We start from the raw sequence: 23,097 nt of genomic DNA on the forward strand, positions 1-23,097 counted from the left end.
TGTAAGTATTTTTTTCCAAAAGACAATAGGAGGTTTTATCAGATGAAGAAGTTAGCTACATTGGTTATTGCGCTTGTTTTTGTACTTTCATTCGCATTACCACAAGGTTCAGCATTTGCACAATCCGACGCAGTAACAGTATACGTCGATGGTGTCGAAGTTAAAGGGTACGAGCAGGCATTTGTGTCACACGACCAAGTTCTATTGCCAGTCGAAGATCTATTTAACGAAGCAGGTTTCAAAGTTTCAAAGGACAGTAAGTCAGGTGCAGTAAACGTTTCAAATACTTACTTGACGGTTGACTTCAAAGCAAGTGCTAGTACGATTGAAGTAAATGGTAAGAAAGCAGATACTCAATTCCCACTAACACTACAAAACTACGGAAACTATATTTCTGGTGAGTTTTTAGCTACATTAGAAGGGTTTGAGGTTGAAGTTGCTGAAGACCAAAAATCAGTAAACGTTACAACAAACCGTCTAGCTGAAGAAGAGGTTGCTGCACTTTTGGCAAAATCAGCTGCAGTTGAATTGGACAGCTTTTCAACAAAAATGACAATGGATATGAAAATGGAATCTTCACTTGAAGAAGAAGCTATTGACATGAAAATGGACATCACAATGGACCAAATCATGGATCCAATGTCACTTTACACATTGACTAAAATGTCAACAAACTTCGCTGGTGAAAAAATGGAAGAGACTTCTGGTATTTATCTTACAGAAGAAGGTTACTTCCAACAAATCGGTGATGTTTGGGTAAAGTATGAAGACGAATTAACAGAAGGCTTACTAGATGTTGCAGGTCAAGAAGATTTACTTGCACAATTAGAAGCGTTACAAACGAAATTCACAAAAGGTCTTAACATCTACGAATACGACGATGTATACGTAATGACACAAACAATTTCAAATGAAGAGTTTAGCGAAATGATGGACGAAGTTATGTCTTTACTTTTAGGTTCAGGACTAACTGAAACTATTGCTGTTGATACAGAAGCTACTGAAGTAGAAGCTACTGAAGAAGTAGCTACTGAAGAAGAAGCTACTGAAGAGGCAGCTACTGAAGAAGAAGCTACTGAAGAGGCAGCTACTGAAGAAGAAGCTACTGAAGAGGCAGCTACTGAAGAAGAAGCTACTGAAGAAGTAGTTATTGAAGAACTAGATTTTGAAGGTCTTTTTGATGGTCTTGAGTTCAACATCGAAGAGTTCTATATCGTTTCTACAATCGATAAAGAAACATTATTCCCACTAGATGTATCTGCAGTTGCTAACATTACAATGACTATGGACGAAGATACAATCACAATCAGCTTGCTACTTGATGGTACATTCAGCGACTTTAACGCTGTAAAAGAAATCAAAGTTCCTGCTGAAGTTATCAAAAACGCAATCACTATGGAAGAATTCATGAAAATTCTTGAAGCTGAACTTGAAAAAGCATTAGCTGAAGAAGTAGCAGCATAATAAGTATATGTAAAAGCGGAACAAGCTCCTGGCGAGCTTGTTCCGCTTTTTTGTGTGCATAACTTTATTCAAGTGCCTGCACCGCTGTCATTCGATTATTGAGTTACTGTAATTAATTTAAAGTTTAACGGGTTATTCACTACATCTAATACATTTTTCTTATCAGCTAACTTAACGACTACGCCTGCTTTCATATCTGCATCAGTGAATGTAGTTTTTTCACCTTCTAATGAAATCACTACTTCTTTAGCACCTTCACCTTTTACTTCCGCTACAGAAGTACTAATAGCAGTAGTTGAATTACCAATAAATAATTCAAACGCATCAGCATCCACTGTCACACTTTCACTGAATGTTAATGTGATTTTGTTGTCAGCCGTTAACACTGCTTTTGTTACTGTTGGTGCAATATTTTCGTTAAGTTTAACTGTTCCTTCGTATTTGTCCATAACCACGGAAGAACCTTTTGCTTTTACATTTTCAATAACGACATTACGCTCGCCAGTAAAATTGTTTGAACCAGCCTTCAATTTAAGTGTTACTTTGTTTAAAGTACCTGCATTTACAGTAGCAGATTCTACTTCTGCATCAGCAATTTTATAGTTAGAAGCAATTGTTGCCGTTGCAGCATCTACTTCTTGATCAAAAGTAACGACAACTACGTTGTTATCAGTTCCAAGTTGGTTTACACCATTTTTTTCAACTTTAATTTTCTCTTCAGTTGCTGGTGTACCATCTTCACCACGTGTGAATGTTACTACTTGGACGTTTGCTGCTGTTTTATTAGTTTCACTTACTACACTTGTGAAATCAAGGTCAAGTTGGTATGCTGCACCCTTCTTATCAGCCTTTCCAAGTAGATCAGTAAGTGCTACACGAACAACTTTTTTGTTGTTATCGTCTTTGTAATCAAGATCTGCCGCAGATAGATCAGTAACATTATGAGTTACGGAATCTTTCACGTATGAGCCTGTAGCTTTAACTTTAGACACTGCTTTTGTAAGCTTAACATTTTTGTCAAAAGTGATTTCTAGGTATTCTTTTTCTTTATCAACAACAACTTTTGTTGATAGAACTTTTGGTGCAACAGTATCTTTAACAAATGATACTACTTTACTGAATGTTGCTGTCTCACCAGATAGATCAGTAATAACCTTGTTAGCAGCAGTTGTTACTGTTGTCAAACCATCAAGGTCATTTGCAACTGTTACGATATAAGTTGTCGGATCTTGCTGATCTTTTTCAATTAAAGTAACAGCATTTTGTGTTGAGCCAGCTGAAACATTAATTGCGTCATTTGCTGGTGTTTGGATTTCTTCAGAGAATTTGATTGTAAATTTCTTCGGACCCACTTGTACCATTTCAGTAACCGTCGGCGCTACTCCGTCTTTTGCACCTTTTTGGAATGTCACTTTTGCTGGGTTTGGTGTAATCAGATTACCAGCCATATCTTTTGCACCGATGAATGTTGCAGTGATTGCTTGACCAACTTCTGCAACAGAAAGATCATAGATCACTTCTTGTGCTCCTGTTGAAAGGTCACCTGTAATTCCAGTTACTTTTGTTCCATCAGCAAGTGTAAATTGAACACTAGAAGCAGCGATCGCTTGCATCGGTTCAGAGAAACTTACTTTAACTTTAGATGCACTGACATTCGTAGTTCCCAAAATTGTAGGAGCAGTTTTGTCTGCAGCAATTGTAATCGTTGCTTCATATTTATCGATAGTAGCACCAGTTACTGATTTCAATCCATTCACTACAACATCATAGCGTTTTGAAAGAACATTTCCAGCTGTGATTATCAATGTTTTTCCATCCTTGCTAAGTTCACCTTTAAGTGATCCAGCAGGTACTCCATCTAAAGAAGTTAAAGAAATCACATTAGTTTTAATGGCACCATTAGTATCTAGTACTGATTTTGCATCTACAGCTGTGCTGAATTTAACTTCAACCTGTGTAGCATTCAGAGCATTCACTTCAGTAACAAAGCGATCTTCTGCTGTAAAGTTAAATGTTACAGCAATTGTTTTTTCTACTTTTTCTTCGCCTTTAGTAAGTGTAACAACGTAGTCTCCTGCAGTTTTGCCTGCTGCTACTTTCGCTGCTACTCCTTCTTCTTTCACAAGACCATCAACATATGCTTGTACTGCTGCTAATTTGTTTGCATCCGTTGCATATTCGCCACGTGAAACTATTACTTCACCCGCTACTACTTGTTTAGCAGCCTCTTCTACTGCTACTAGGTCTTCATTCACTTCTGGCGCTTTCACAGCAGAGTAGTCTGTATTCATTGATTTATGAAGGAATGTCGCAAACTGTCCACGAGTTGTCGTGTTTTTAGGATTGAAGTTCGGTGCAATCGGGTTCGTAATATCGAAGAAATCAAGAACGTCGATAGCTGGACGTGCTTCAGCTTTCGCTTTACCTAGGTCAATAACGTCTTTTTTGAAATCTTGTGCTTTAACGTAAGTGACAAGATCCATATTGTGTACTTGATCAAAAGCACGAACAATGACGACTGCCATATTTTCACGCGTAATATTATCGCCCGCTAATAGACGACCATTGCTACCATTGAACACACCATTTTCTTTGACAACTGCAGCATATTGCAATAATTCATCATTTGATTTTGCTGTCAAATCAGCGAAACGCATATTAGTTTTATAGTCTGCTGGCACTTTATAACCTTCTGCTACAAGCCATTTCCCCATCAATTTAACAACATCAGAACGAGTCAATGTTTTGTTCGGTAGGAATGTACCATCGGGATAACCCGTGATAACCCCTGCATCAGATAGAGCATCGATTGCTGTTTCATGCGTATTTCCTTTTGTATCTTGGAAATCTTTCGCACTTGCAACTGGTGCTACCGCAGTCGCTACTAGGGCCGCTGACGCCGCACCTAGTACAAATTTTTTATATTTTGTTGATGAATAATTAGCCATTACTTCATTTCCTCCTCTAGAATAAATAGAAATGGTACAGCTTATGTACCTTGGGCGTTGCACCTTTTATAGTAGCATGATAGCAAGCCTCTATCAGCGTCCAATTTTTGGATGTTTGCTATTTACTAGAATAATAGGCGGAGGAGTTGTGTGACTTGCTTTGCGCGCAGGAACTCTCACTTTGCGCGCAGGAACACCCGCTTTGCGCGCAAGGTTCTTCATTTCAGCTTAAAACCCATATAAAAAACAGTACCCCTAGAATGATTATTCACTCCAAGGATACTGCTTATCATATTTAACCTTACAAACCAGTACGTGCCTTAACAGCTTCCACAACTTCTTCAGCTGTTCCCATCTGGAGTGCTTCATTCACAAGTTCAACCATATCGCTCTTCTTCAATTTCTTGATTTGTGTGCGTGCCGGTAAAATCGACGTCGCACTCATTGAGAATTCGTCGAGTCCTAAACCAATCAATAGTGGTACAGCGATTTCATCTCCCGCCATTTCTCCACACATACCAGCCCATTTGCCTTCTTTATGCGCTGCGTCGATAACCATCTTCACGAGGCGTAGGATTGCAGGGTTATAAGGTTGGTACAAGTAGGAAACACGTTCATTCATACGGTCTGCTGCAAATGTATATTGAATCAAGTCATTTGTTCCGATACTGAAGAAATCGACTTCTTTCGCAAATACATCTGCTTGAACAGCAGTCGATGGAATTTCCACCATGATGCCGACTTCGATATGATCTGCAATCGCTGTTCCTGCTGCTAGTAACGCTTGTTTTTCTTCCTCCAAAATTGCTTTCGCTTGGCGGAATTCACCGAGCGTTGCAATCATAGGGAACATTATTTTCAAGTTACCGAATGTACTTGCTCGTAACAGCGCACGCAGTTGCGTACGGAAAATCTCTTGCTCTTCCAAGCATAGACGAATCGCGCGGAAGCCTAAAAATGGATTCATTTCTTCAGGTAATTGTAAGTAGGACAGCTCTTTGTCTCCACCAATATCAAGTGTACGCACAACAACTGGCTTACCTTCCATTCCTTGCAAAACTTTTTTGTAGGCTTCAAACTGTTCTTCTTCTGTTGGTAGCTTGTCCCTGCCCATATATAAAAACTCAGTACGGTAAAGTCCAACGCCTTCTCCACCATTATTGACAACGCCTACCAAGTCTTCTGGCGTACCAATGTTGGCAGCCAATTCAACCTGATGGCCGTCTGCCGTCATCGTTTTTTCATTGACCAGCTTGGCCCATTCTACCTTTTGCTGCTCGAACTGCTCCTGTTTACTTTCGTAGTCAGCAACTACTTCGGCGCTAGGATTAATATGTATTTCTCCATTTAATCCGTCAACAATTACAAGATCGCCGTCTTGAATGAGCTTTGTCGATTCTTGTGTTCCGACAACAGCTGGAATTTCTAACGAACGAGCCATGATTGCGGAATGGGATGTTCTTCCACCGATATCTGTCGTGAAGCCTTTGACAAATTGGCGATTTAACTGCGCAGTATCTGATGGCGTTAAATCTTCCGCAATGACAATGACTTCTTCAGAAATCATGCTTGGGCTGACCATTTTAACATCTAGTAAATGCGACAATACTCGTTTCGTGACGTCCCGAATATCCGCCGCACGTTCCTGCATATACTCATTATCCATTTGCTCAAACATCGTAATAAACATATCTGTTGTTTCTTTCAAAGCGAATTCAGCATTGACTTGGTCCGTTTTAATCTTCTCTTCAATCGGCCCAATTAGCTCCGGATCTGTTAGCACTAGTACATGCGCATTAAAAATAGCTGCGTCATCTACACCTAGTTCTTTTTCAGCGACATCACGAATTGCTTCTAATTCGCTTTTAGAAATGGCGAGAGCCGACTGAAAACGTGCGACTTCAGTCGCACTGTCTTCAATCATTTTTTTACTAAAAGATAAATCAGGCTCAACCAAACAGTATGCTTTTGCAATTGCAATTCCACTCGATGCCGCAATTCCTTTTAGTAAGCTCATTATTCTGCCAATCCTTCAGTTTTCAATGTTTTTGCTAACTCATTAACTGCGTCCTGTGCATCTGCGCCGTTAGCATTTAGTTTGAACGTTTCGCCAAATCCAATCCCTAAAGACATAACACCTAAAATAGATTTGAGGTTAACATTTTTCCCACCATAATCTAAATTTACATCTGCTACAAATTTGTTTGCTACGCTTACTAACATTGCTGCTGGACGTGCGTGAATACCTGCTTTATCTGTTACTGTGAATTGTTGTTCTACCATCTTAATCAAACTCCTTCATTCTATATAATTTGTGTAGCGTTCCCACACCTACTACTACATCGATTTGCAACTGTAGATTTGCGTCAACTAGCTTAAATAGTTTCCCGGCGGAACGACACTTATCTAAAGTTTACATCCTTCTATATCATTTTACTAGTAATTCAACATGTTTTACAACATTTTCGACTGTAAATCCAAATTCTTCAATGACTTTTTCACCCTTTGCCGAAGCACCGAATGTGTCAATACCTATCATTACACCTTGATTGCCAACAAAACGTTCCCAGCCAAATGAAGAGCCCATTTCAATGCCGACACGCGCTGTAACATGTGGAGGAATGACTTCATTTTTGTATGCTGCATCTTGCACTTTGAAACGATCCCATGATGGTATACTGACGACATTGACATCGATTCCTTTTTCTTTCAATGCTTTTTGAGAAGCTACAGCCAATTGGACTTCAGAACCCGTCGCGATCAGCAGTGCATCAGGCATTTCTTTTTCACCTTTGCTGATAACATAGCCGCCTTTTTTCACACCTTCATACGCCTGTTCTTTCGTGCCTTCCAACGTTGGCAAACCTTGTCTAGTTAGCACTAGCGCTGTCGGTGTATCCGTTGATTCCAACGCAAGACGCCATGCAGCTTGTGTTTCATTGGCATCAGCTGGCCGGATGAGCGATAAACCCGGAAGTGTTCTAAGTGAAGCCAATTGTTCGATTGGCTCATGCGTTGGACCGTCTTCACCTACCGCGATGGAGTCATGTGTAAATACATAGGTAACAGGTACATTCATCAATGCTGATAAACGCATTGCTGGTTTCAAGTAGTCACTGAACACGAAGAAGGTGCCCGCATAGACTTTCAAACCGCCGTGCAATGCCATACCATTTAACGCCGCAGCCATCGCAAATTCACGAACGCCAAACCAAATGTTTCTACCCGCGTAGTTGTCACGTGAAAAGTCGGCTTCGCCTTTAATCATTGTATTGTTAGAGCCCGCTAAATCCGCACTACCGCCAATGAAGTTCGGGACTGTCTTCGCAATCGCATTCAAAATTTCACCGGATGATGCTCTTGTTGCTAATGTATCTTTACCCACTTCATAGACCGGCAAACCCTGATCCCAGTTTAAAGGTAGCTCGCCTTGAATCGCGAGTTCTAGTTGTTGTGCCAGTTCCGGATAGTTTGCTTTATAAGTTGCGAGCACTTCATTCCATTTGGCTTCCGCTTCCGCCCCATTTTCACCAATTTTTTTATTGAAATCTGCATATACTTCTTCAGGTACATGAAATTCTTCATGATTCCAATTATAAACTTCTTTCGTCAATTTCACTTCATCTTGACCAAGTGGCGCGCCATGAGAGGCAGATGAATTCGATTTATTCGGCGAACCGTATCCAATTATTGTTTTCACTTCAATAAGTGTCGGCTGATCTACATTCTCTTTCGCTTGTTGGATGGCATTTCTTAATTCATTAACATCATTTCCATCCTCAACGCGGATCACCTGCCAGCCATATGCTTTGAAACGTTGTTCTGTGTTTTCCGAGAAGGATTTATCCAAATCCCCGTCCAATGAAATATCGTTAGAATCATAAAGGGCAATCAGCTTTCCAAGTCCTAAATGACCTGCTAAGGAAGCTGTCTCATGGGAAATCCCTTCCATTAAATCGCCATCACTGACCAAGGCAAACGTGTAATGATCCACGATAGACAATTTGTCTTTGTTGAAAGTAGCCGCAAGATGCGCTTCTGCCATTGCCATCCCTACTGCCATCGCGATACCTTGTCCTAATGGTCCAGTCGTTGCTTCTACTCCATGTGTATGATTCACTTCTGGATGCCCGGGTGTTCTGGAACCCCATTGACGGAAATTTTTCAAATCATCGATAGTCACGTCATAGCCTGCTAAATGAAGCAAGCTATATAAAAGTGCTGAGCCATGGCCCGCGGAAAGTACAAAACGATCGCGGTTAAACCATTTCGCGTTTTTCGGATTATGATTCATAAAGTCAGTCCATAGCGTATAAGCCATCGGCGCAGCACCCATCGGTAATCCTGGATGACCTGAATTCGCCTTTTCAATTGCATCGATCGCTAATGTACGGATTGCATTGATGGACAGTTGTTCAACGAAAGTGTTTGTAGTTGTTGACATAATTATTTCCCCCTCAAATTATCTTAAAATACATTGGTGCCAGTTACTATCACAATTCACGTCCTTCGAATTGTGATAGTAACTGGCACCGTATGGCAAATATTAATCCAATTCAGGATAAAAAAGAACTTTTCCGAAAAAACCTTCGCGGTTAATGATTTTATTGAATATTTCAGGACCTTCTTCTAAGCCCAAACGATGTGTAATCATTGGTTTTACATCAATTTGCCCCGTGCTCATATAATGAACGGTTGTACTCCATTCTTTACCTGGGAATGGTGCAGAAATAGCATTCCATGAACCTAATACCGTCAATTCGTTTCGAACAATTTTCTCAAAGTAAAAGCGTTCAATCGGAACATCGCCATACGGAATACCCATATAGACCACTTCTCCACCTTTTTTAGGGAGGGCCAGTACTTGTGCAGATGTGATCGGTGACCCCGCTGATTCGATTGCTACATCCACTCCTTGACCATTCGTATGTTCTAGGACTTGTTCGTAGGCTGGCTTATGAAGCGAATTGATCAGCACATCTGCGCCAGCTTCCTTCGCCATTTCAAGTTTCGCATCATCGATATCGATAGCGTAAACCTTTTTAGCACCAAATACTTTGGCCCATTGAATCGCCAATAAGCCGATATTGCCGCAGCCCATAACCGCTACTTCTGCACCAGGTTGCATCGATGTTCTATTAAATCCATGAACAACGACTGCAGATGGTTCGATCATTGCAGCTGTATCATAATCGACATTGTCAGGAATCGGAACGATGTTTTCAGCTGGTAATTTCACATATTCAGCGTAAGCGCCAGGATGTCTTGCACCGATAACTGTCAGCTTTTCGCAACGCGCGAGCTCTCCCTTTTGACAGCTTAGACATGTTCCACAATAAAAGGTTGGGCATCCCGCAACACGGTCTCCCACTTTAATCCCTTCGACGCCAGATCCTACCTCCGCTACTTCCCCAGCAAATTCATGACCAAAGATCATTCCTTCTATATAAGGTCCGAGCTTATTGAATCGAGAAATATCTGAGCCGCAAATTCCAACGGCCTTCACTTTTACGATGACATCCTGTTCATGTGCAATAACTGGTTTATCGGCATCTTCGGATCGTAAATCTTGTACGCCGTAAAGTTTTAATGCTTTCATCATGATCGCTTCTTTCTAGATGTAGTTTTTTTGTTAGCTGACTGGTTCATTTTTCGCCTTTTTTTTCTTACTTGAGACGATTTTATATAATGCAATCCCTACGATAAGCGCGTTAAGGATCAACTGATTTTCAAAGTAAAAATTGCCGATTGATCGCATTGGTCCTAACATAAAGTCCAGAAATGTATCCATCATTTTAATCACCCTCAGTTCTGTTTATAGGATGAACGATTAAGTACCTGTACTTAATCGTTCATCCTGCTAGATATCTTAATAAGCAGCTGTTGATGTTTGACCTGAAATGATTGCGATTGCACCACTTGTCCCAATTCGATTCGCACCAGCTGCGATGATATTCACAGCGTCTTCATATGTTCGAACACCGCCGGCTGCCTTCACACCGAAGTCATTTCCAACAACTGACCGCAAAAGCTGTACATCTTCAACTGTTGCACCGCCACCATTGAAGCCAGTTGCTGTTTTTACAAAGTCAGCGCCTGCTTCCATAATGAGCTGACAAGCCACTACTTTTTCTTCGTTTGTTAATAGAGCTGTTTCAATAATCACTTTTGTTGTTAATCCTTCTGATGCCTTAACAACTTCAGCAATATCATTTTTGACAATATCAAATTCTTTTGATTTCAATGCACCTAAATTGATAAGCATATCAATTTCAAGAGCTCCATTTTGAATCGCTTCTTTTGTTTCTACAACCTTTGTTTTCGTTGTCGCACCGCCGAGCGAGAATCCGATTGGAACACCGACTTTGATGTGATGTGGAGAAAGTAGATCATACGCATGTTTAACATAATAAGGATTTACAAACACTGTTTTAAAACCATGTTCAATCGTTTCATTACAAAAAATAGTGATATCTTCTTTCGTTGCTGTCGGTTTTAACAGTGTGTAATCAATCATGTCAATAATTTGTTGTTTCGTCATTTTGTATGTCTCCTTCAAACTGATATTTTGTAGTATTATTTCACAGGTGTTAATAATACTTTGATGGCTTCCCCACTTTTAATAGCTTGATAGGCTTCATCCCATTGCGTAATATCGAATTCATGTGTGACCAAAGCTTTAGCGTTGACTAGACCTTCATTCATTAAAGCTAGTGATGGTTCCCAGTCGGCCGGTTTTTGACTTCTACTTCCGACAACACGAATTTCTTTTTGAATGATTTTTTCAAGATCAAACTGAATTTCCGGTTGAGCGAATAGGCCGACTTGGCAATACTGTCCTTTTTTACGTAGCAGGTCAAGTCCCTGTTTAGCTGCTGGAACCGCGCCAGAACATTCAAATACGACATCTGCGCCATAGCCATCCGTCAAGCTATTGACGAGCTCTTTAAGATCCTCTTCCTGCGTGTTAACCGTGTAGTCGATTCCTAATTCTTTCGCTTTATCCAAACGTACTTTATCGTTTGTTAAACCCGTGATAATAACCTTCGCACCTCGGCTTTTCGCCACTTGTGCAGTAAGAAGGCCAATCGGGCCAGGGCCGATGACAACTACAAGGTCACCTTCATGAATATCCGTTTTAGCCACCGCATGATGTGTACATGCTAACGGCTCGGTCATAGCCGCGGATTGGTAATCCACATTTTCAGGAAGATGATGGACACTTTCTTTACGCGCGATTAAGTAATTCGTAAAACCGCCATCCTGCTGATTCCCCAAACCTTTGCGGTGATTACAAAGATTGTAATCTTCAGACTGGCAATATTCACACTCGCCGCAAATATAGAAAGTCGTTTCAGACGTAACCCGGTCTCCCAGTTTGAATTCTGTTACACCTTCTCCAACTTCGACAACTTCCCCGGAAAATTCATGGCCTAATGTAACAGGCACGCCCACTTTGTAGTGCCCTTCGTACGTATGGATATCAGATCCACAAATTCCGGCATACTTCACTTCGATCTTTACTTGACCTTTGCCTGGAGTGGGCTCTTGTTTATCTTGAACCTCAAGATTTCCAAATCCATGATCCGTTATCACTAATGCTTTCATCTGAATTCCTCCTAGCTGCTGTTCGAACAATTTGGTTAATTAAAGATGCTGAATACTTTATAAATGATCCAGTTCACAATATTACCGCCTTGGTCAATACTTGAAATCATTGCTGAACCTTCAGGCATATTGAAGTCGCTCTGTACCGCCATTTCCGTAAACATTGGCGCGACATCTGTTGCAATGTATAAAGAAATCGCAATCATGATTGCTCCAACAATGACAGAATGGACGATATTCCCTCTTGCTGCCCCTACGATGAATGCAACAACGAACGGAATCGTTGCCAAGTCACCGAATGGAAGTACTGCGTTACCCGGTAAAAATACAGCCATCAGAACCGTAACTGGAACTAAAATCAAGGCCGTTGAAATGACCGCTGGATGTCCGAGTGCAACAGCAGCATCTAATCCGATATAAATTTCACGATCACCAAATCGCTTATTCAACCATTCACGTGCGGATTCGGAGACTGGCATAAGCCCTTCCATAAGAATCTTAACCATACGTGGCATTAGCACCATAACGGCAGCCATTGCCATACCGATTTCAATGACATCACCAACGCTATATCCTGCTAATGCACCGATTGTCGCACCAAGGAATAGCCCGATGAAAATGGATTCTCCAAAAATACCGAAACGTTTTTGAATCGTATCAGGATCTGCATTCAAGTTTTTCAATCCTGGAATTTTTTGCACTAATTTTACTAATAAAATACCTGGTGCATACGAAATTGTACTACCCGTTGCGATGGAGATTCCCGGTAGATCAAAGAATTCGCCCATCATTGGAGCTGTCCAGTCAGCCACTTTCAAACAGACAATTTGGAATAGAACCGCTGCGATCAACCCTTGGATAATGCTTCCCGAAATTGCATAGACCATTGCAGCCATAAACGTGTAGTGCCAGAAGTTCCAAATGTCCACATTCATTGTTTTCGTTGTTTTCGTTACAAGCATGATAACGTTTACAAGTAGGCCGAGCGGAATGATAAACGCTGCCACAACGGACGCCCATGCAATTGATGATGACGCAGGCCAACCAACGTCAATAACAGTTAGATTCACACCTAAGCGTTCAACCATGCCTTGTGCAGCAGGACCGAGGTTCATGACAAGCAAGTCGATAACTAAGAAAATTCCGACAAACGCAACCCCGATTGTCAAACCAGAACGAAATGCTTTACCTGCTTTTTGACCGAAAAATAGACCTAAGAAAAAGATTGCAACAGGTAGGATTACAGTAGCACCTAAAGCTAGAAAGCCTTGTAGAAAATCGACAAATCCTTGCATATTTAATTCCTCCTTATATGTTCAAAGTACGTCTCGATTTCCACTTAGGAAATCGAGACTATCAAATTGGGATTGTTTTAACTAAATTCAGTGGGGGTTCAAAACCCCGGCTGAATTTAGTTAAGCCTCCGGCGGATGTCACAAATTTTCAAGGGAGTCAATTGCGCAAGCGCAATTCAAAATTTGGACGCAATTACGCCGAGGCTTAATTGATTTATTTTTGTAACTCTTCTAGAATCTGTTTTTTTGTTTCTTCCATACCGATACCTGTCAAAAATGCGCGTGCGTTAATGACTGGGAATGGATATTCAGTCTTTGTCATTGCAGTAGTTACAAGTAAATCAGCTGAATCTACATGAGATGAAACTTCAGTGATTTTGATTTGAACTAAATTCACTTTAATGTTATTTTCTTTTGCCATTTCCTCAATTGCGCTATTGACAACTGTTGATGTAGCGATACCTGCTCCACAAGCTACTAATACCTTTTTCATTATTGGACACCTCCTTCCAATGTAAATTCTAATTTATTTGCTAGCAATTCAAGGATGTTTGTTTTCTCTTTTTCATTTGCTAGAAATTGTAGTGTTTGTTCATCTTGGAAAATTCGCATTAACTTTTGCAATGAGCTTAGCTGTGAATCTGCTTGATCCATTGCTAACATGAACACTAATTTAACAGGTGTCGTATCTTCCGGATCACCCATCACACCGAAGTCTACCGTTTCTTTTAGAACCGCAACGCAGATTGTTTTCCGGTTGACATGTTCGGGATCGGTATGCGGAATTGCAACGGATACACCGATTGTCGGCAAACCTGTTGCATACTCTTGTTCCCGAGCAATAATAGCATCCTTAAATGAATCTTTTACTAATCCTTGCTCTTCTAAATTCAAAGCCATCGCATGTAACACATCTTCCATCGTGCTGCCTTCCAAATCCAATAAAATAGTTGATTCATTAAAGTATAATTCACTCATGTTGTGCACCTCTTCGTTGTTATTGATCTATTGAATAACTCTTGATAATGTCATAAACATCTTCAATGGATTGCGCATTGATAATTGCCTGTCGATCATTGGCAGAACTCGCCAACTTCATCAGTTGCATAAGCGCCCGAAAATGTTGTTGCTTATCTTTGGCGGCGATAATTACAATTAAATGAATCAGATAATCTTCTCCGAACCGAACACCCTCTTGCAATCTGAGTAAACTCATCGACACATCGTTTACTCCTTCATCGGGAGCCGCATGTGGAATGGCCACATGTGGTGCAATGATAATATACGGATCTTCCTCACCTTGCTGGATAATTGCATCCACATATTTGGGCTCAATATGACCACTTTCCACAATCGGCTTGGCACTTATCCGTACCGCTTCCTCCCATGATCCAACCGATTTTTTCAACGTTATATTGTTAGGTGTGATTAAATCATTTAAATTGGCGGCAGCAGGCTCCAATTCGCGACTGATGATTGGTTCTCTATCATTGCGATTGACATACTCATACAATTCGTTTTCTAGCAACGATTCGTTTTCAATCACTGCATGTTTTTTCACAATTTCAATGATGTCCACTATATTTACTTCAAAAGGAATGTAACCCTGTAAATCAAGCATGACCTGTTTTCGTAAGCGATTCTTTTCTTCTCGTTCAAGAAATGAGCTGGCGAGAAATAATTTTTTCTCTGTCTCTAAGAACATAGGAGAGAATACGATGTCATACTCAAGATCATAGTCGTAAAACTCCCGGACCGATAATGAATCCAAAAATATAAATTCCGGAAACAATTCCCGCAACTCGCCAAACATCAAACGCGAAACGGAAACACCTTTCGGGCAGACAACAATCACCTTGACTTTCTCTTGAAGGCTATCCCCCTGTTTTCGTAGCCAACCGCCGATTAGCATTGTTAAATATGCCGTTTCATTTTCGGGGATATCCCGACCAATCAAATCCGCGAGCGGCTTTGTCGATTGACTAACGAGATGATGCAATTCTTTGTATCTACTTTGAATGAGTGTATATCCAAACTCATTCACCTCTGTCAGTTGATATTTTATCCTATAGTAGGCAGGCTTCATGTGCAGTAACATCTTATTCAATAATTGCTTCCGGTTCTGTAAGTAAATAGCTGTGCTCTTTTCAAATAAACGCAGCATCTCTTCCAACACTTGGACCAAATTCGGAAAGTCTTCTTCCACTACTGTTTCTGACCAATAGACATTCGCTGTCAAAAGATGTAATGTGATGAACAATCGTTCCTGCATAGGGATTTCTTCAAGATCAAATAGAATCTCCTCGGTTGCTTGATATTCTTTTGTACCCGATAATTCCTCATATTGAATAGAGAATGATTTCTGCATCACACTTGTTTTAACTCTGCGTAACACCAGTAAAAGAGTGAATGGTAACGTTTCTACTTTTTCATCAGTAAATTTCAAGCTAAGTTTATTCTCTATTTTTTCAAGTCGATTTTTTAAATCCTCTAGTTCCGCTACTTTTACATTCGCTAATTCTAAAATTCGCACCTTGCCATTGGGCATTTCCAATACCTTATAGATGATATTGATTAAGAGTCTTCGAATGGTGAACTCTTCACCCTCTAACAAATAACCATCTCTCCGTGAGTAACGAATCACTAAATCATAGTCATTCACCAATTTACGTGCTTCATTTAAATCACTCAAAACTGTATTCTTACTAACATCTAATTCACTTGTAAAATGTAGAAGGGAAAGTTCTTCTTGCTTGCTAAGGAGCATCAGTATAATCGTATACACACGCTGTGTTTCAGATATGATGTTCATTTCTGATGAAGCTACGATTTTCTCGCTGCTATAGTTTGAAATAATCGAGTGATCAACTATAAAATATCCTTGTCTAGTTCGTTCAATGATTGGAAGATTTTTAGCTTGCAGCCAGTCATTGATTTTCTCAAAACTATATCCTAGCTGCCTACGAGTGACGCCATATTTCTTTTCTAACCCTTTGCTTGTAGTGCTTGGATTACTCATTAATTCTTCAAATAGCGAGCGACTTCGACTATCAAGCTGCATACTTACCCTCCTTTCAACTTGATTCTAGCATGACAAATTTAAATATTGTACAAGATTTCGTCACAACTTGCTGGCCACTCATTGTACATCATTGCGTTTAACTTTATTTTTACGCATAATCCATATCCAGAACTTTGCTTGCTAGTTCACCTATTTCTCACTATCATATAGATAGATACAAGGCTGAAGGAGCAAAATGTAAATTGAAAAAATTATTCGTACTACTATTGTTATCCATCATGGCATTTCCGACTTTCACCGAGGCCTCTGCCATGAAATCGATTAAAATCACCGAAGCAACAGCCGTTTTTAATGAAAGTCAAAAGGTGGCCGTCTTTGAAAAAGGCACTTCACATACGGTGATGAAGGAATCGGATCGCTATTATTACACAGTGATTGGCAGTGATGAGGTTAAATTTTCAAAGAAAAAAGCACAAGTGACAAAGGATGAACCCGTAAACTGGAAGGGTACACATCCAGTCAGGGCGAAGACATCTGCCCAAGTACAAATTGTAGATCGTCCAACAACAAAGGCGGCCGTCATTGGACAAATTCAACCAAATATGACCATTCAAGTCCAGCGGTTAAAGGGTAACTATTTTCCTATCATCATGGGTGGTAAAACGGGGTACATACATAAGGATCAGCTGAAGATTGAAGCTGGTATTCCCGTCTTGATGTATCATGATATTTTGCGCAACAAAACAGACAACAATACATCTACCTTGGAAATTGAAAAGTTCAAAGAACAAATGGACTATTTGAAGAAAAATGGTTGGACAACGATTACTCCAAAGCAATTGGAAAACTGGGTAACCAAAAAGTCAACACTACCTAAAAAATCGGTCCTCATCACATTCGATGACGGCTATCAATCGACCATCGACTTGGCTTATCCCATTTTAAAAGCACATGGCTTCCAAGCAACATCATTCCTGATTACCAGTCGCATCAACCGACCAAACACCGTATCAGAGCTAGGCATGATTCAAACACAGGACGTCTATTCCTATCAAAACCATACACACGAATTCCATATGTACAATTCCTATACAAATATGAGCCTTCTCCAACAGGAATCGGAGGCTGCAATCTTTAATGATCTTGAACAAGCAAACAGCTCAATTGAGGAGATTCTTGGCCATGACCATCGGGTGACGGCACTCGCCTATCCATATGGTAAACGAAGTCCCCAAGCAATCCGTGCACTAAAATCCGCTGGAATGACAAGCGGCTATACGATTGACGAAGGCAACGTGTTTCAAGGCGACTCTCTGTTTGAATTAAAACGGCAGCGCATCCATTCCAGTATGACATTGATAGATTTTGCAGATAAGCTAGAAGGTATGTAAATTAAAAGTCACTATAACAACAAGCCCCCTCATAAAAATGAAGGGGCTTGTTGTTATATATATCTAAACCTCAACCAATTCAACATGTCACCCATGATAAAATCTCCGAAAATCGCAAGGCAAATGTAAGATAAGATACTGAAAACAACCATATAAACTACAACACTATACAATGGATCGAGCACTGATACGTCTTGTGTCAATAATTTTATGACGATGTACAGAGGAATAATAGATAGGACGAATAGAAGGGCAAATAGGAGTAATAGATTTCCGAGGGTGTTTACGTTTATTAGTTGGAAAATGAATGCGATAAATACGATGCAAGCAACCGGGATCAGATACGTCCCATATATGCCAATAAGTTTTTTAACGGATTGTTCAGGTCCTAAAAACATCGTTGTTACATACAGCGAACCAAGGACCATCACCGTACTCATCAAAACATAAGCTATGACACTAGCTATTACAGACAATGTGGTTGATTCAACATCCTGCATGAAGGTGAAAATGGTAAGCCCTACTAAAACAGCCAACAGTCCAATCGTTACTGTGCCATTGGTAAACTCTTTTTCACCCTCTTTAAATACTTCGCTAGGCCGCTTCAAGTACTTCAAACAATAATGCCCGTACCTTTTGAACAACGCTATCATCTGTCCAACATAATCATTCGATTGCCGCCGCCTGGATGTTACCACTATCGCTTCCACTATCCCGTTCAAATCATTCCCTAAAGCAGTGCCACATTTCGCACAAAACTTCCCTTCACTTTGATGGTATCCACACTGTATACAATACAAGTCGTTCCTCCCTCCACTTTTCCCACTTTCTTCAGAAAATCGTTCGACAAAATTCTCGCTTTTCTACAACTGTGGATAAGTTTATAAACATTATACCGACCATGCCCTATGTATCCACACCTTTTATAAACATTTTAACCACAGGTTATCCACCGACATCTGTGGATAAGAGAACGATTGTTCTTATGCTCGTTTTTTGATAGATTAAGAGTATATCATTATTACTTAACACTATATGCTTACACATTTTATTTTATAACAACATATACTGCAAAATTGGAGGTGAAATTTCAAATGAGTAAACTACCCGATGACTTGCTTATTAAATCCTACACGACAGCAAAAGCTTCCAACCTCAATCCCCTTTTTATTTATTTATTAGAAGTTGAAATGAACCGGAGATCTCTATTTTCTCAAATCCAAAAATCTTCTTGATAAACTCCTTAGTGCACTTACTTCTGTTACCCCGCTACAAAAAGGCAGTAGGCTCTCTACTTACCGAGACCCTACTGCCTTCACTTATTTCACTGTTATATCTACATAGATCCCTTGTTTCATCGAATGATTATTGGTCCCTTTCCAACGTGGATGGACAGCGAGCACGTATGACTCACCTGATACCAACGGCTTTGTTGGAATGACCGTTACTGTTCGATCATCTATTATTTCGATTGTTACTGAGCTTTCTTCTCCGCCTAATTGAATGAGCTGGATGGCGGCTTTGTCGAGATTATGCCAATTCATCGCTACATTCATTTCAACTTTGAGTTTCTTTGTTACGGGGACATTGGACAGTTTCGGTAGCGCTTTATAGCCCTTCCACTTTCTGATTAATTGAGCACGATGGGATGCTTCCAGCTCCGCTTCTTTTTTCGTGAGTACATCCGGCTTCACACCGACTTTATCCACAGCCTGCCCCCCCGGAGAATAAAACCTGGCAGTCGTCAATTTCAACACACTACCGTCCCTAAAGTCGAACATCGATTGCATCGTACCTTTACCGTAGCTTGTTTGACCATAGATAGTAGCTAGCTTTTGCTCCTTCACTGCCGCCGCAACCATCTCAGAAGCGCTCGCACTATATTCGTTCATCAACAAATGAGTGGGTGCTGACAATTTACTAGTTTGAGATATTGCTTTATAGGTGATTGGCTGACCATTCTTTTCTCGTAATTGAAAAGCCCCAACTGCCTTCGGGAAGAATCCCGTTATTTCCTGCGCAACCGTTATATAACCTCCACCATTATTCCGTAAGTCAACAATCCATCCCTCTGCACCGGGCAGTGATCGAATCGCATCATTAATCTCTTTGGCAGATTCCGTCGCAAAACTATTCAAACGAATATAGCCAATATTGCCTCCAAGCATTGTCGATTCCACATTCGCTATCGTAATGACTTCGCGCTTAATACGCAGGGTGAGTGGCGTTTGTTGACCATGCCTTTCAAGTGTAATCGCTACGACTGTATTTTCTGCCCCACCAATCCAAGATACTGCTGTCTGAACAGACTTGCCTATAAGGCTCTGCCCCTCAACATGTGTAATGATATCCCCCGGCTGAATGCCCGCCCGTTCTGCTGGTCCTTTTGGAATAACAGATGTTACCCTAATTCCCTTCGCATCTTCTTCAAGCACAACACCAATTCCAATAATTCGTTGCTCAATTCCATTGACAAAGCCTTGATATTCCTGCGCGCTCATATAGACAGAATAGGGATCTAAATGCTTAGTAATCTCTTGCGCCGTATCTTTCATCAATACCGATTCTGGCACATCATCGACATAATAATCACGGATGAATTGACGCATGTCATCCAGCGGTTCTGCTGACGCCGATGCTACAAATGGTAATAATACGAATAACATCGTAAATAACGGCAGTAGCCATCTACTATTTTTCTTCAAAATGACGAGCCCCCTCACTTCTGTTTAGCTATTTCCTTATTATACTATTCATTTCACTTTATTGAATAGTCTTAGCATACTTATGTGGGCGGTTATTCATACCCCGGATACGGAACTCGACTACCGAATTTGCGAACTCGGACACCTTTTGGGAGAACTGGGACACCGAGATGGAAAACTCGCACACCCCGCGGAAACTCGACTACCGAATTCGCAAACTCGGACACCTTTTGGGAGAACTGGGACACCGAGATGGAAAACTAATACACCCGCGGAAACTCGACTACCGAATTTGCGAACTCGGACACCTTTTGGGAGAACTAGGACACCGAGATGGAAAACTCGCACACCCCGCGGAAACTCGACTACCGAATTTGGGAACTCGGACACCCTTTGGGAAAACTGGGACACCGAGACGAAAAACTGGCACACCCCGCGGAAACTTCATAACGCTACACCACTTAGCAACGTTTAGACAAAATTCGACAAAGTTTTCCACAAACCTAACAACGTTCAAACAGAACTCGACTCCCCCCAAAAAAAAGCAACAGATTCTCAATAAGAACCCACCGCCTTTCATATCCATTTTAACTATTCCACTTTCTGTGATAATAAAATATCGTCACCAGCACAATCAGCTCGGATAGTGGTATCGCCAACCACACACCCGTCAAACCAAATAAGCGCGGGAGAATCATCAGTAAAATGAGTAAAATAACAATTTCCCTTGATGCTGTAATCCATATCGCCATACGAATTTGTCCGATAGATTGGTAATACGTCATCATGACAAAATTGGTACCCATGAAAATATAGGCGATGAAAAATAGCTTAATGCCTGGAATTGCAAGTGCCATTACTTCTTCTGGAAAATCGCCAAACAGGCTGACAATTGGACCCGATGCAAATAGTCCAATAAGGAAGAAAAACACACCAGCCCCAACCGCGGTTCCAATCGCCATTCGTACGGTCTTTTTCATCCTTACTTCATCTTTTGCACCCTTATAATAACTAATGAGCGGTTGAATGGCTGACCCCATACCTAAAAACAACAGCAACATGACACTATGGACATAGTTTAAAATAGTAAATGCAGACACGCCGGCAGTTCCCGCCATATGTTCGAACGTAATATTATGCGAAATAGTGAAGACTGAAATCCCGACTTCTGCAAGAAAACTGGGGAAACCAATAATGATAATGAGCACGAACAGTTTCTGATTGAACTGGAAGCGAACGAAACGTAGGTTACTTTTCTTACGGAAGAAATGTGTACTCAATATAATAAGTCCAACAAATGCGCCGATAATTGTCGCTACTGCCGCCCCCGTCACACCATAATCGAGCACGAATAAGAAAATATAATTCAACCCGATATTCACAACAGCTGAAGTGATTAAAGCAACCATCGCTAAATTCGGGCTTCCATCATTTCGAACTAATATACTGAGCGTATTTTCAACCGTGAAAACAAATCCAAACAGCAATAGAACATTCATATACTCCATAACATAAGGAAACGTATCAGCATTTGCCCCTAAAAAATAAGCAATTTCTGTCTTGAAATAATAGGCACATAAACCAATAATCATTGTGAAGGCAAATATAGCAATAATAGCATGTGAAAATATGACACGCGCCTCGCCTGGTTTTTTAGCACCCATCGCCGCTGAATACCGAGTCGCCGCGCCAATTCCAATCCACAGCGACATCGCTACAAACAAGGTATAAACAGGTCCTGCAATACCTACTCCAGCAAGGGCAGTCGGCCCCAAGCGGTTACCAACCATAATTCCATCGGCCACAATATTGATAGCCATCAGTAGCATCCCAACCATCGACGGAATTAAATACCTCACAAACGATTTACCAACACTATCAGTATCCAAACGATTTAAAGTTTGTTCTTTTTCCATAACGATTTCAAATCCTTATCTTTTTATCATTCTCGAAAAACGCTGAAACGATTTTAGTTTTTTGAGTTTTCATCAATCAAAAAAATAGACTGGCAACTAAAGTGCCAGTATCCCTATCATTGTTCTGCTTGCACCATACCAGTTAATAAAATATCAATAATCGACTCAAATGCCTCCGTCATAGAAATACTATGCGCTAAAAAAAACTGGCGGTCCATTGTCGCATTAGTAGCATCAATAATTAACCTGATTAACAAATCAATATTGATATTTTTAATAATGCCCGTACGAATTCCTTCTTCCAGAAGCCCCTTCAGATCATCCCACTGATGTAACTCACGGTTGACACGTTCCCACTGCTCAGGATAAGAACGTTTCAACTGCTCTAAAATACGTAGGTCATAAAAATCATTATATTCCGGTACAACAACAATGACTTTACGGATTTTTTCCAATAAGGTAAGTTCAGGATTACTTAAAATACGACTCGTCTGCTCGTCAAACTCAGCAAGTGTCACATCAATAATCGAATCTAAAATATTAACTTTCGATGAAAAATGCTCATAGAGCGTGCGTTTACTAATGCCAAGCCGCTTTGCCAAGTCATCCATCGTAAACTTAATACCATTATTTCGTGTTTCTTCAATAAAAGCATTGATAATTCGTGCTCTCAACCTCTAGCCCCCTTGGAAACTCAAAACACACTTGTAGTTTTATCAGTTCAATTTTATACGGTCATATACCTATT

19 protein-coding genes are annotated in these 23,097 nt (G+C 40.5%); 3 read left to right on the forward strand and 16 right to left on the reverse strand.

Features of this window, described 5'->3' with window-relative positions:
* The first annotated feature begins 42 nt into the window (after positions 1-42).
* Complete coding sequence (locus N1I80_RS17615) at positions 43-1,464, forward strand: DUF6612 family protein (RefSeq protein ID WP_340739139.1); 1,422 nt, start codon at positions 43-45, stop codon at positions 1,462-1,464.
* A gap of 95 nt (positions 1,465-1,559) precedes the next feature.
* On the opposite strand, the gene N1I80_RS17620 is transcribed toward N1I80_RS17615, so the two are convergent.
* The 12 genes from N1I80_RS17620 to N1I80_RS17675 form a co-directional block, all read right to left on the reverse strand.
* Positions 1,560-4,412, reverse strand: coding sequence for an S-layer homology domain-containing protein (locus N1I80_RS17620; protein ID WP_340739140.1), 2,853 nt, complete (start codon positions 4,410-4,412; stop codon positions 1,560-1,562).
* A gap of 301 nt (positions 4,413-4,713) precedes the next feature.
* Positions 4,714-6,429, reverse strand: a complete 1,716-nt coding sequence (ptsP, locus tag N1I80_RS17625) for a phosphoenolpyruvate--protein phosphotransferase (protein WP_340739141.1) — start codon at positions 6,427-6,429, stop codon at positions 4,714-4,716.
* Positions 6,429-6,695: a phosphocarrier protein HPr gene (locus tag N1I80_RS17630; RefSeq protein WP_340739142.1), complete on the reverse strand. Its 267-nt coding sequence runs from the start codon at positions 6,693-6,695 to the stop codon at positions 6,429-6,431. The genes ptsP and N1I80_RS17630 overlap by 1 nt, the downstream gene beginning before the upstream one ends.
* A 145-nt stretch (positions 6,696-6,840) precedes the next feature.
* A complete protein-coding gene (gene tkt / locus N1I80_RS17635; protein ID WP_340739143.1) occupies positions 6,841-8,856 on the reverse strand; it encodes a transketolase in 2,016 nt (671 codons plus the stop codon).
* Positions 8,857-8,958: 102 nt separating this feature from the next.
* Positions 8,959-10,011, reverse strand: a complete 1,053-nt coding sequence (locus N1I80_RS17640; protein WP_340739144.1) for a galactitol-1-phosphate 5-dehydrogenase — start codon at positions 10,009-10,011, stop codon at positions 8,959-8,961.
* A 33-nt stretch (positions 10,012-10,044) separates the two neighbouring features.
* On the reverse strand, positions 10,045-10,206 hold the full coding sequence (locus N1I80_RS17645; RefSeq protein ID WP_340739145.1) for a hypothetical protein: 162 nt from the start codon (positions 10,204-10,206) through the stop codon (positions 10,045-10,047).
* Positions 10,207-10,281: 75 nt separating this feature from the next.
* Entirely contained in the window at positions 10,282-10,953 is a 672-nt protein-coding gene (gene deoC / locus N1I80_RS17650; RefSeq protein ID WP_340739146.1) for a deoxyribose-phosphate aldolase, read from the reverse strand.
* Between the two features lie 35 nt (positions 10,954-10,988).
* A complete protein-coding gene (locus N1I80_RS17655; RefSeq protein WP_340739147.1) occupies positions 10,989-12,020 on the reverse strand; it encodes a zinc-binding dehydrogenase in 1,032 nt (343 codons plus the stop codon).
* Between the two features lie 35 nt (positions 12,021-12,055).
* Positions 12,056-13,315: a galactitol-specific PTS transporter subunit IIC gene (locus N1I80_RS17660; RefSeq protein WP_340739148.1), complete on the reverse strand. Its 1,260-nt coding sequence runs from the start codon at positions 13,313-13,315 to the stop codon at positions 12,056-12,058.
* Between the two features lie 214 nt (positions 13,316-13,529).
* Positions 13,530-13,808 carry a PTS sugar transporter subunit IIB gene (locus N1I80_RS17665; RefSeq protein ID WP_340739149.1) on the reverse strand — a complete coding sequence of 93 codons (279 nt, stop codon included), beginning with the start codon at positions 13,806-13,808 and terminating at the stop codon, positions 13,530-13,532.
* Entirely contained in the window at positions 13,808-14,293 is a 486-nt protein-coding gene (locus tag N1I80_RS17670; protein ID WP_340739150.1) for a PTS sugar transporter subunit IIA, read from the reverse strand. Before N1I80_RS17670 ends, N1I80_RS17665 begins: the two co-directional genes overlap by 1 nt.
* A gap of 19 nt (positions 14,294-14,312) precedes the next feature.
* A complete protein-coding gene (locus N1I80_RS17675) occupies positions 14,313-16,376 on the reverse strand; it encodes a BglG family transcription antiterminator (RefSeq protein ID WP_340739151.1) in 2,064 nt (687 codons plus the stop codon).
* 203 nt (positions 16,377-16,579) lie between these two features.
* Here N1I80_RS17675 and N1I80_RS17680 point away from each other — a divergent pair, with 203 nt between their 5' ends.
* Positions 16,580-17,728 carry a polysaccharide deacetylase family protein gene (locus N1I80_RS17680; protein ID WP_340739152.1) on the forward strand — a complete coding sequence of 383 codons (1,149 nt, stop codon included), beginning with the start codon at positions 16,580-16,582 and terminating at the stop codon, positions 17,726-17,728.
* Between the two features lie 53 nt (positions 17,729-17,781).
* On the opposite strand, the gene N1I80_RS17685 is transcribed toward N1I80_RS17680, so the two are convergent.
* On the reverse strand, positions 17,782-18,528 hold the full coding sequence (locus tag N1I80_RS17685) for a hypothetical protein (RefSeq protein ID WP_340739153.1): 747 nt from the start codon (positions 18,526-18,528) through the stop codon (positions 17,782-17,784).
* A 294-nt stretch (positions 18,529-18,822) separates the two neighbouring features.
* Between N1I80_RS17685 and N1I80_RS17690 the strand changes: the two genes are divergently transcribed.
* Positions 18,823-18,963, forward strand: coding sequence for a sporulation histidine kinase inhibitor Sda (locus tag N1I80_RS17690; protein WP_340739154.1), 141 nt, complete (start codon positions 18,823-18,825; stop codon positions 18,961-18,963).
* Positions 18,964-19,047: 84 nt separating this feature from the next.
* Here the strand turns inward: N1I80_RS17690 and N1I80_RS17695 are convergent, their stop codons facing one another.
* The 3 genes from N1I80_RS17695 to N1I80_RS17705 all read right to left on the reverse strand — a co-directional run bounded on the left by N1I80_RS17695 (position 19,048) and on the right by N1I80_RS17705 (position 23,023).
* On the reverse strand, positions 19,048-20,433 hold the full coding sequence (locus tag N1I80_RS17695; protein WP_340739155.1) for a S41 family peptidase: 1,386 nt from the start codon (positions 20,431-20,433) through the stop codon (positions 19,048-19,050).
* A gap of 587 nt (positions 20,434-21,020) precedes the next feature.
* Positions 21,021-22,349, reverse strand: a complete 1,329-nt coding sequence (locus N1I80_RS17700; RefSeq protein ID WP_340739156.1) for an MATE family efflux transporter — start codon at positions 22,347-22,349, stop codon at positions 21,021-21,023.
* A gap of 116 nt (positions 22,350-22,465) precedes the next feature.
* Positions 22,466-23,023, reverse strand: coding sequence for a TetR/AcrR family transcriptional regulator (locus N1I80_RS17705; protein ID WP_340739157.1), 558 nt, complete (start codon positions 23,021-23,023; stop codon positions 22,466-22,468).
* Positions 23,024-23,097: the final 74 nt, after the last annotated feature.

It is taken from the genome of Sporosarcina sp. FSL K6-3457 (assembly GCF_038007285.1).
Lineage (GTDB): Bacteria > Bacillota > Bacilli > Bacillales_A > Planococcaceae > Sporosarcina.

Bases quoted from the DNA above. Each gene is read 5' to 3' on its own strand.
- N1I80_RS17640 (WP_340739144.1), bottom strand. From the start codon at position 10,011: ATGAAAGCATTAAAACTTTACGGCGTACAAGATTTACGATCCGAAGAT.
- N1I80_RS17675 (WP_340739151.1), bottom strand. From the start codon at position 16,376: ATGCAGCTTGATAGTCGAAGTCGCTCGCTATTTGAAGAATTAATGAGT.
- N1I80_RS17630 (WP_340739142.1), bottom strand. From the start codon at position 6,695: ATGGTAGAACAACAATTCACAGTAACAGATAAAGCAGGTATTCACGCA.
- N1I80_RS17670 (WP_340739150.1), bottom strand. From the start codon at position 14,293: ATGAGTGAATTATACTTTAATGAATCAACTATTTTATTGGATTTGGAA.
- N1I80_RS17700 (WP_340739156.1), bottom strand. From the start codon at position 22,349: ATGGAAAAAGAACAAACTTTAAATCGTTTGGATACTGATAGTGTTGGT.
- N1I80_RS17690 (WP_340739154.1), top strand. From the start codon at position 18,823: ATGAGTAAACTACCCGATGACTTGCTTATTAAATCCTACACGACAGCA.
- N1I80_RS17665 (WP_340739149.1), bottom strand. From the start codon at position 13,808: ATGAAAAAGGTATTAGTAGCTTGTGGAGCAGGTATCGCTACATCAACA.
- N1I80_RS17615 (WP_340739139.1), top strand. From the start codon at position 43: ATGAAGAAGTTAGCTACATTGGTTATTGCGCTTGTTTTTGTACTTTCA.
- deoC (WP_340739146.1), bottom strand. From the start codon at position 10,953: ATGACGAAACAACAAATTATTGACATGATTGATTACACACTGTTAAAA.
- N1I80_RS17620 (WP_340739140.1), bottom strand. From the start codon at position 4,412: ATGGCTAATTATTCATCAACAAAATATAAAAAATTTGTACTAGGTGCG.
- N1I80_RS17660 (WP_340739148.1), bottom strand. From the start codon at position 13,315: ATGCAAGGATTTGTCGATTTTCTACAAGGCTTTCTAGCTTTAGGTGCT.
- N1I80_RS17655 (WP_340739147.1), bottom strand. From the start codon at position 12,020: ATGAAAGCATTAGTGATAACGGATCATGGATTTGGAAATCTTGAGGTT.
- tkt (WP_340739143.1), bottom strand. From the start codon at position 8,856: ATGTCAACAACTACAAACACTTTCGTTGAACAACTGTCCATCAATGCA.
- ptsP (WP_340739141.1), bottom strand. From the start codon at position 6,429: ATGAGCTTACTAAAAGGAATTGCGGCATCGAGTGGAATTGCAATTGCA.
- N1I80_RS17645 (WP_340739145.1), bottom strand. From the start codon at position 10,206: ATGATGGATACATTTCTGGACTTTATGTTAGGACCAATGCGATCAATC.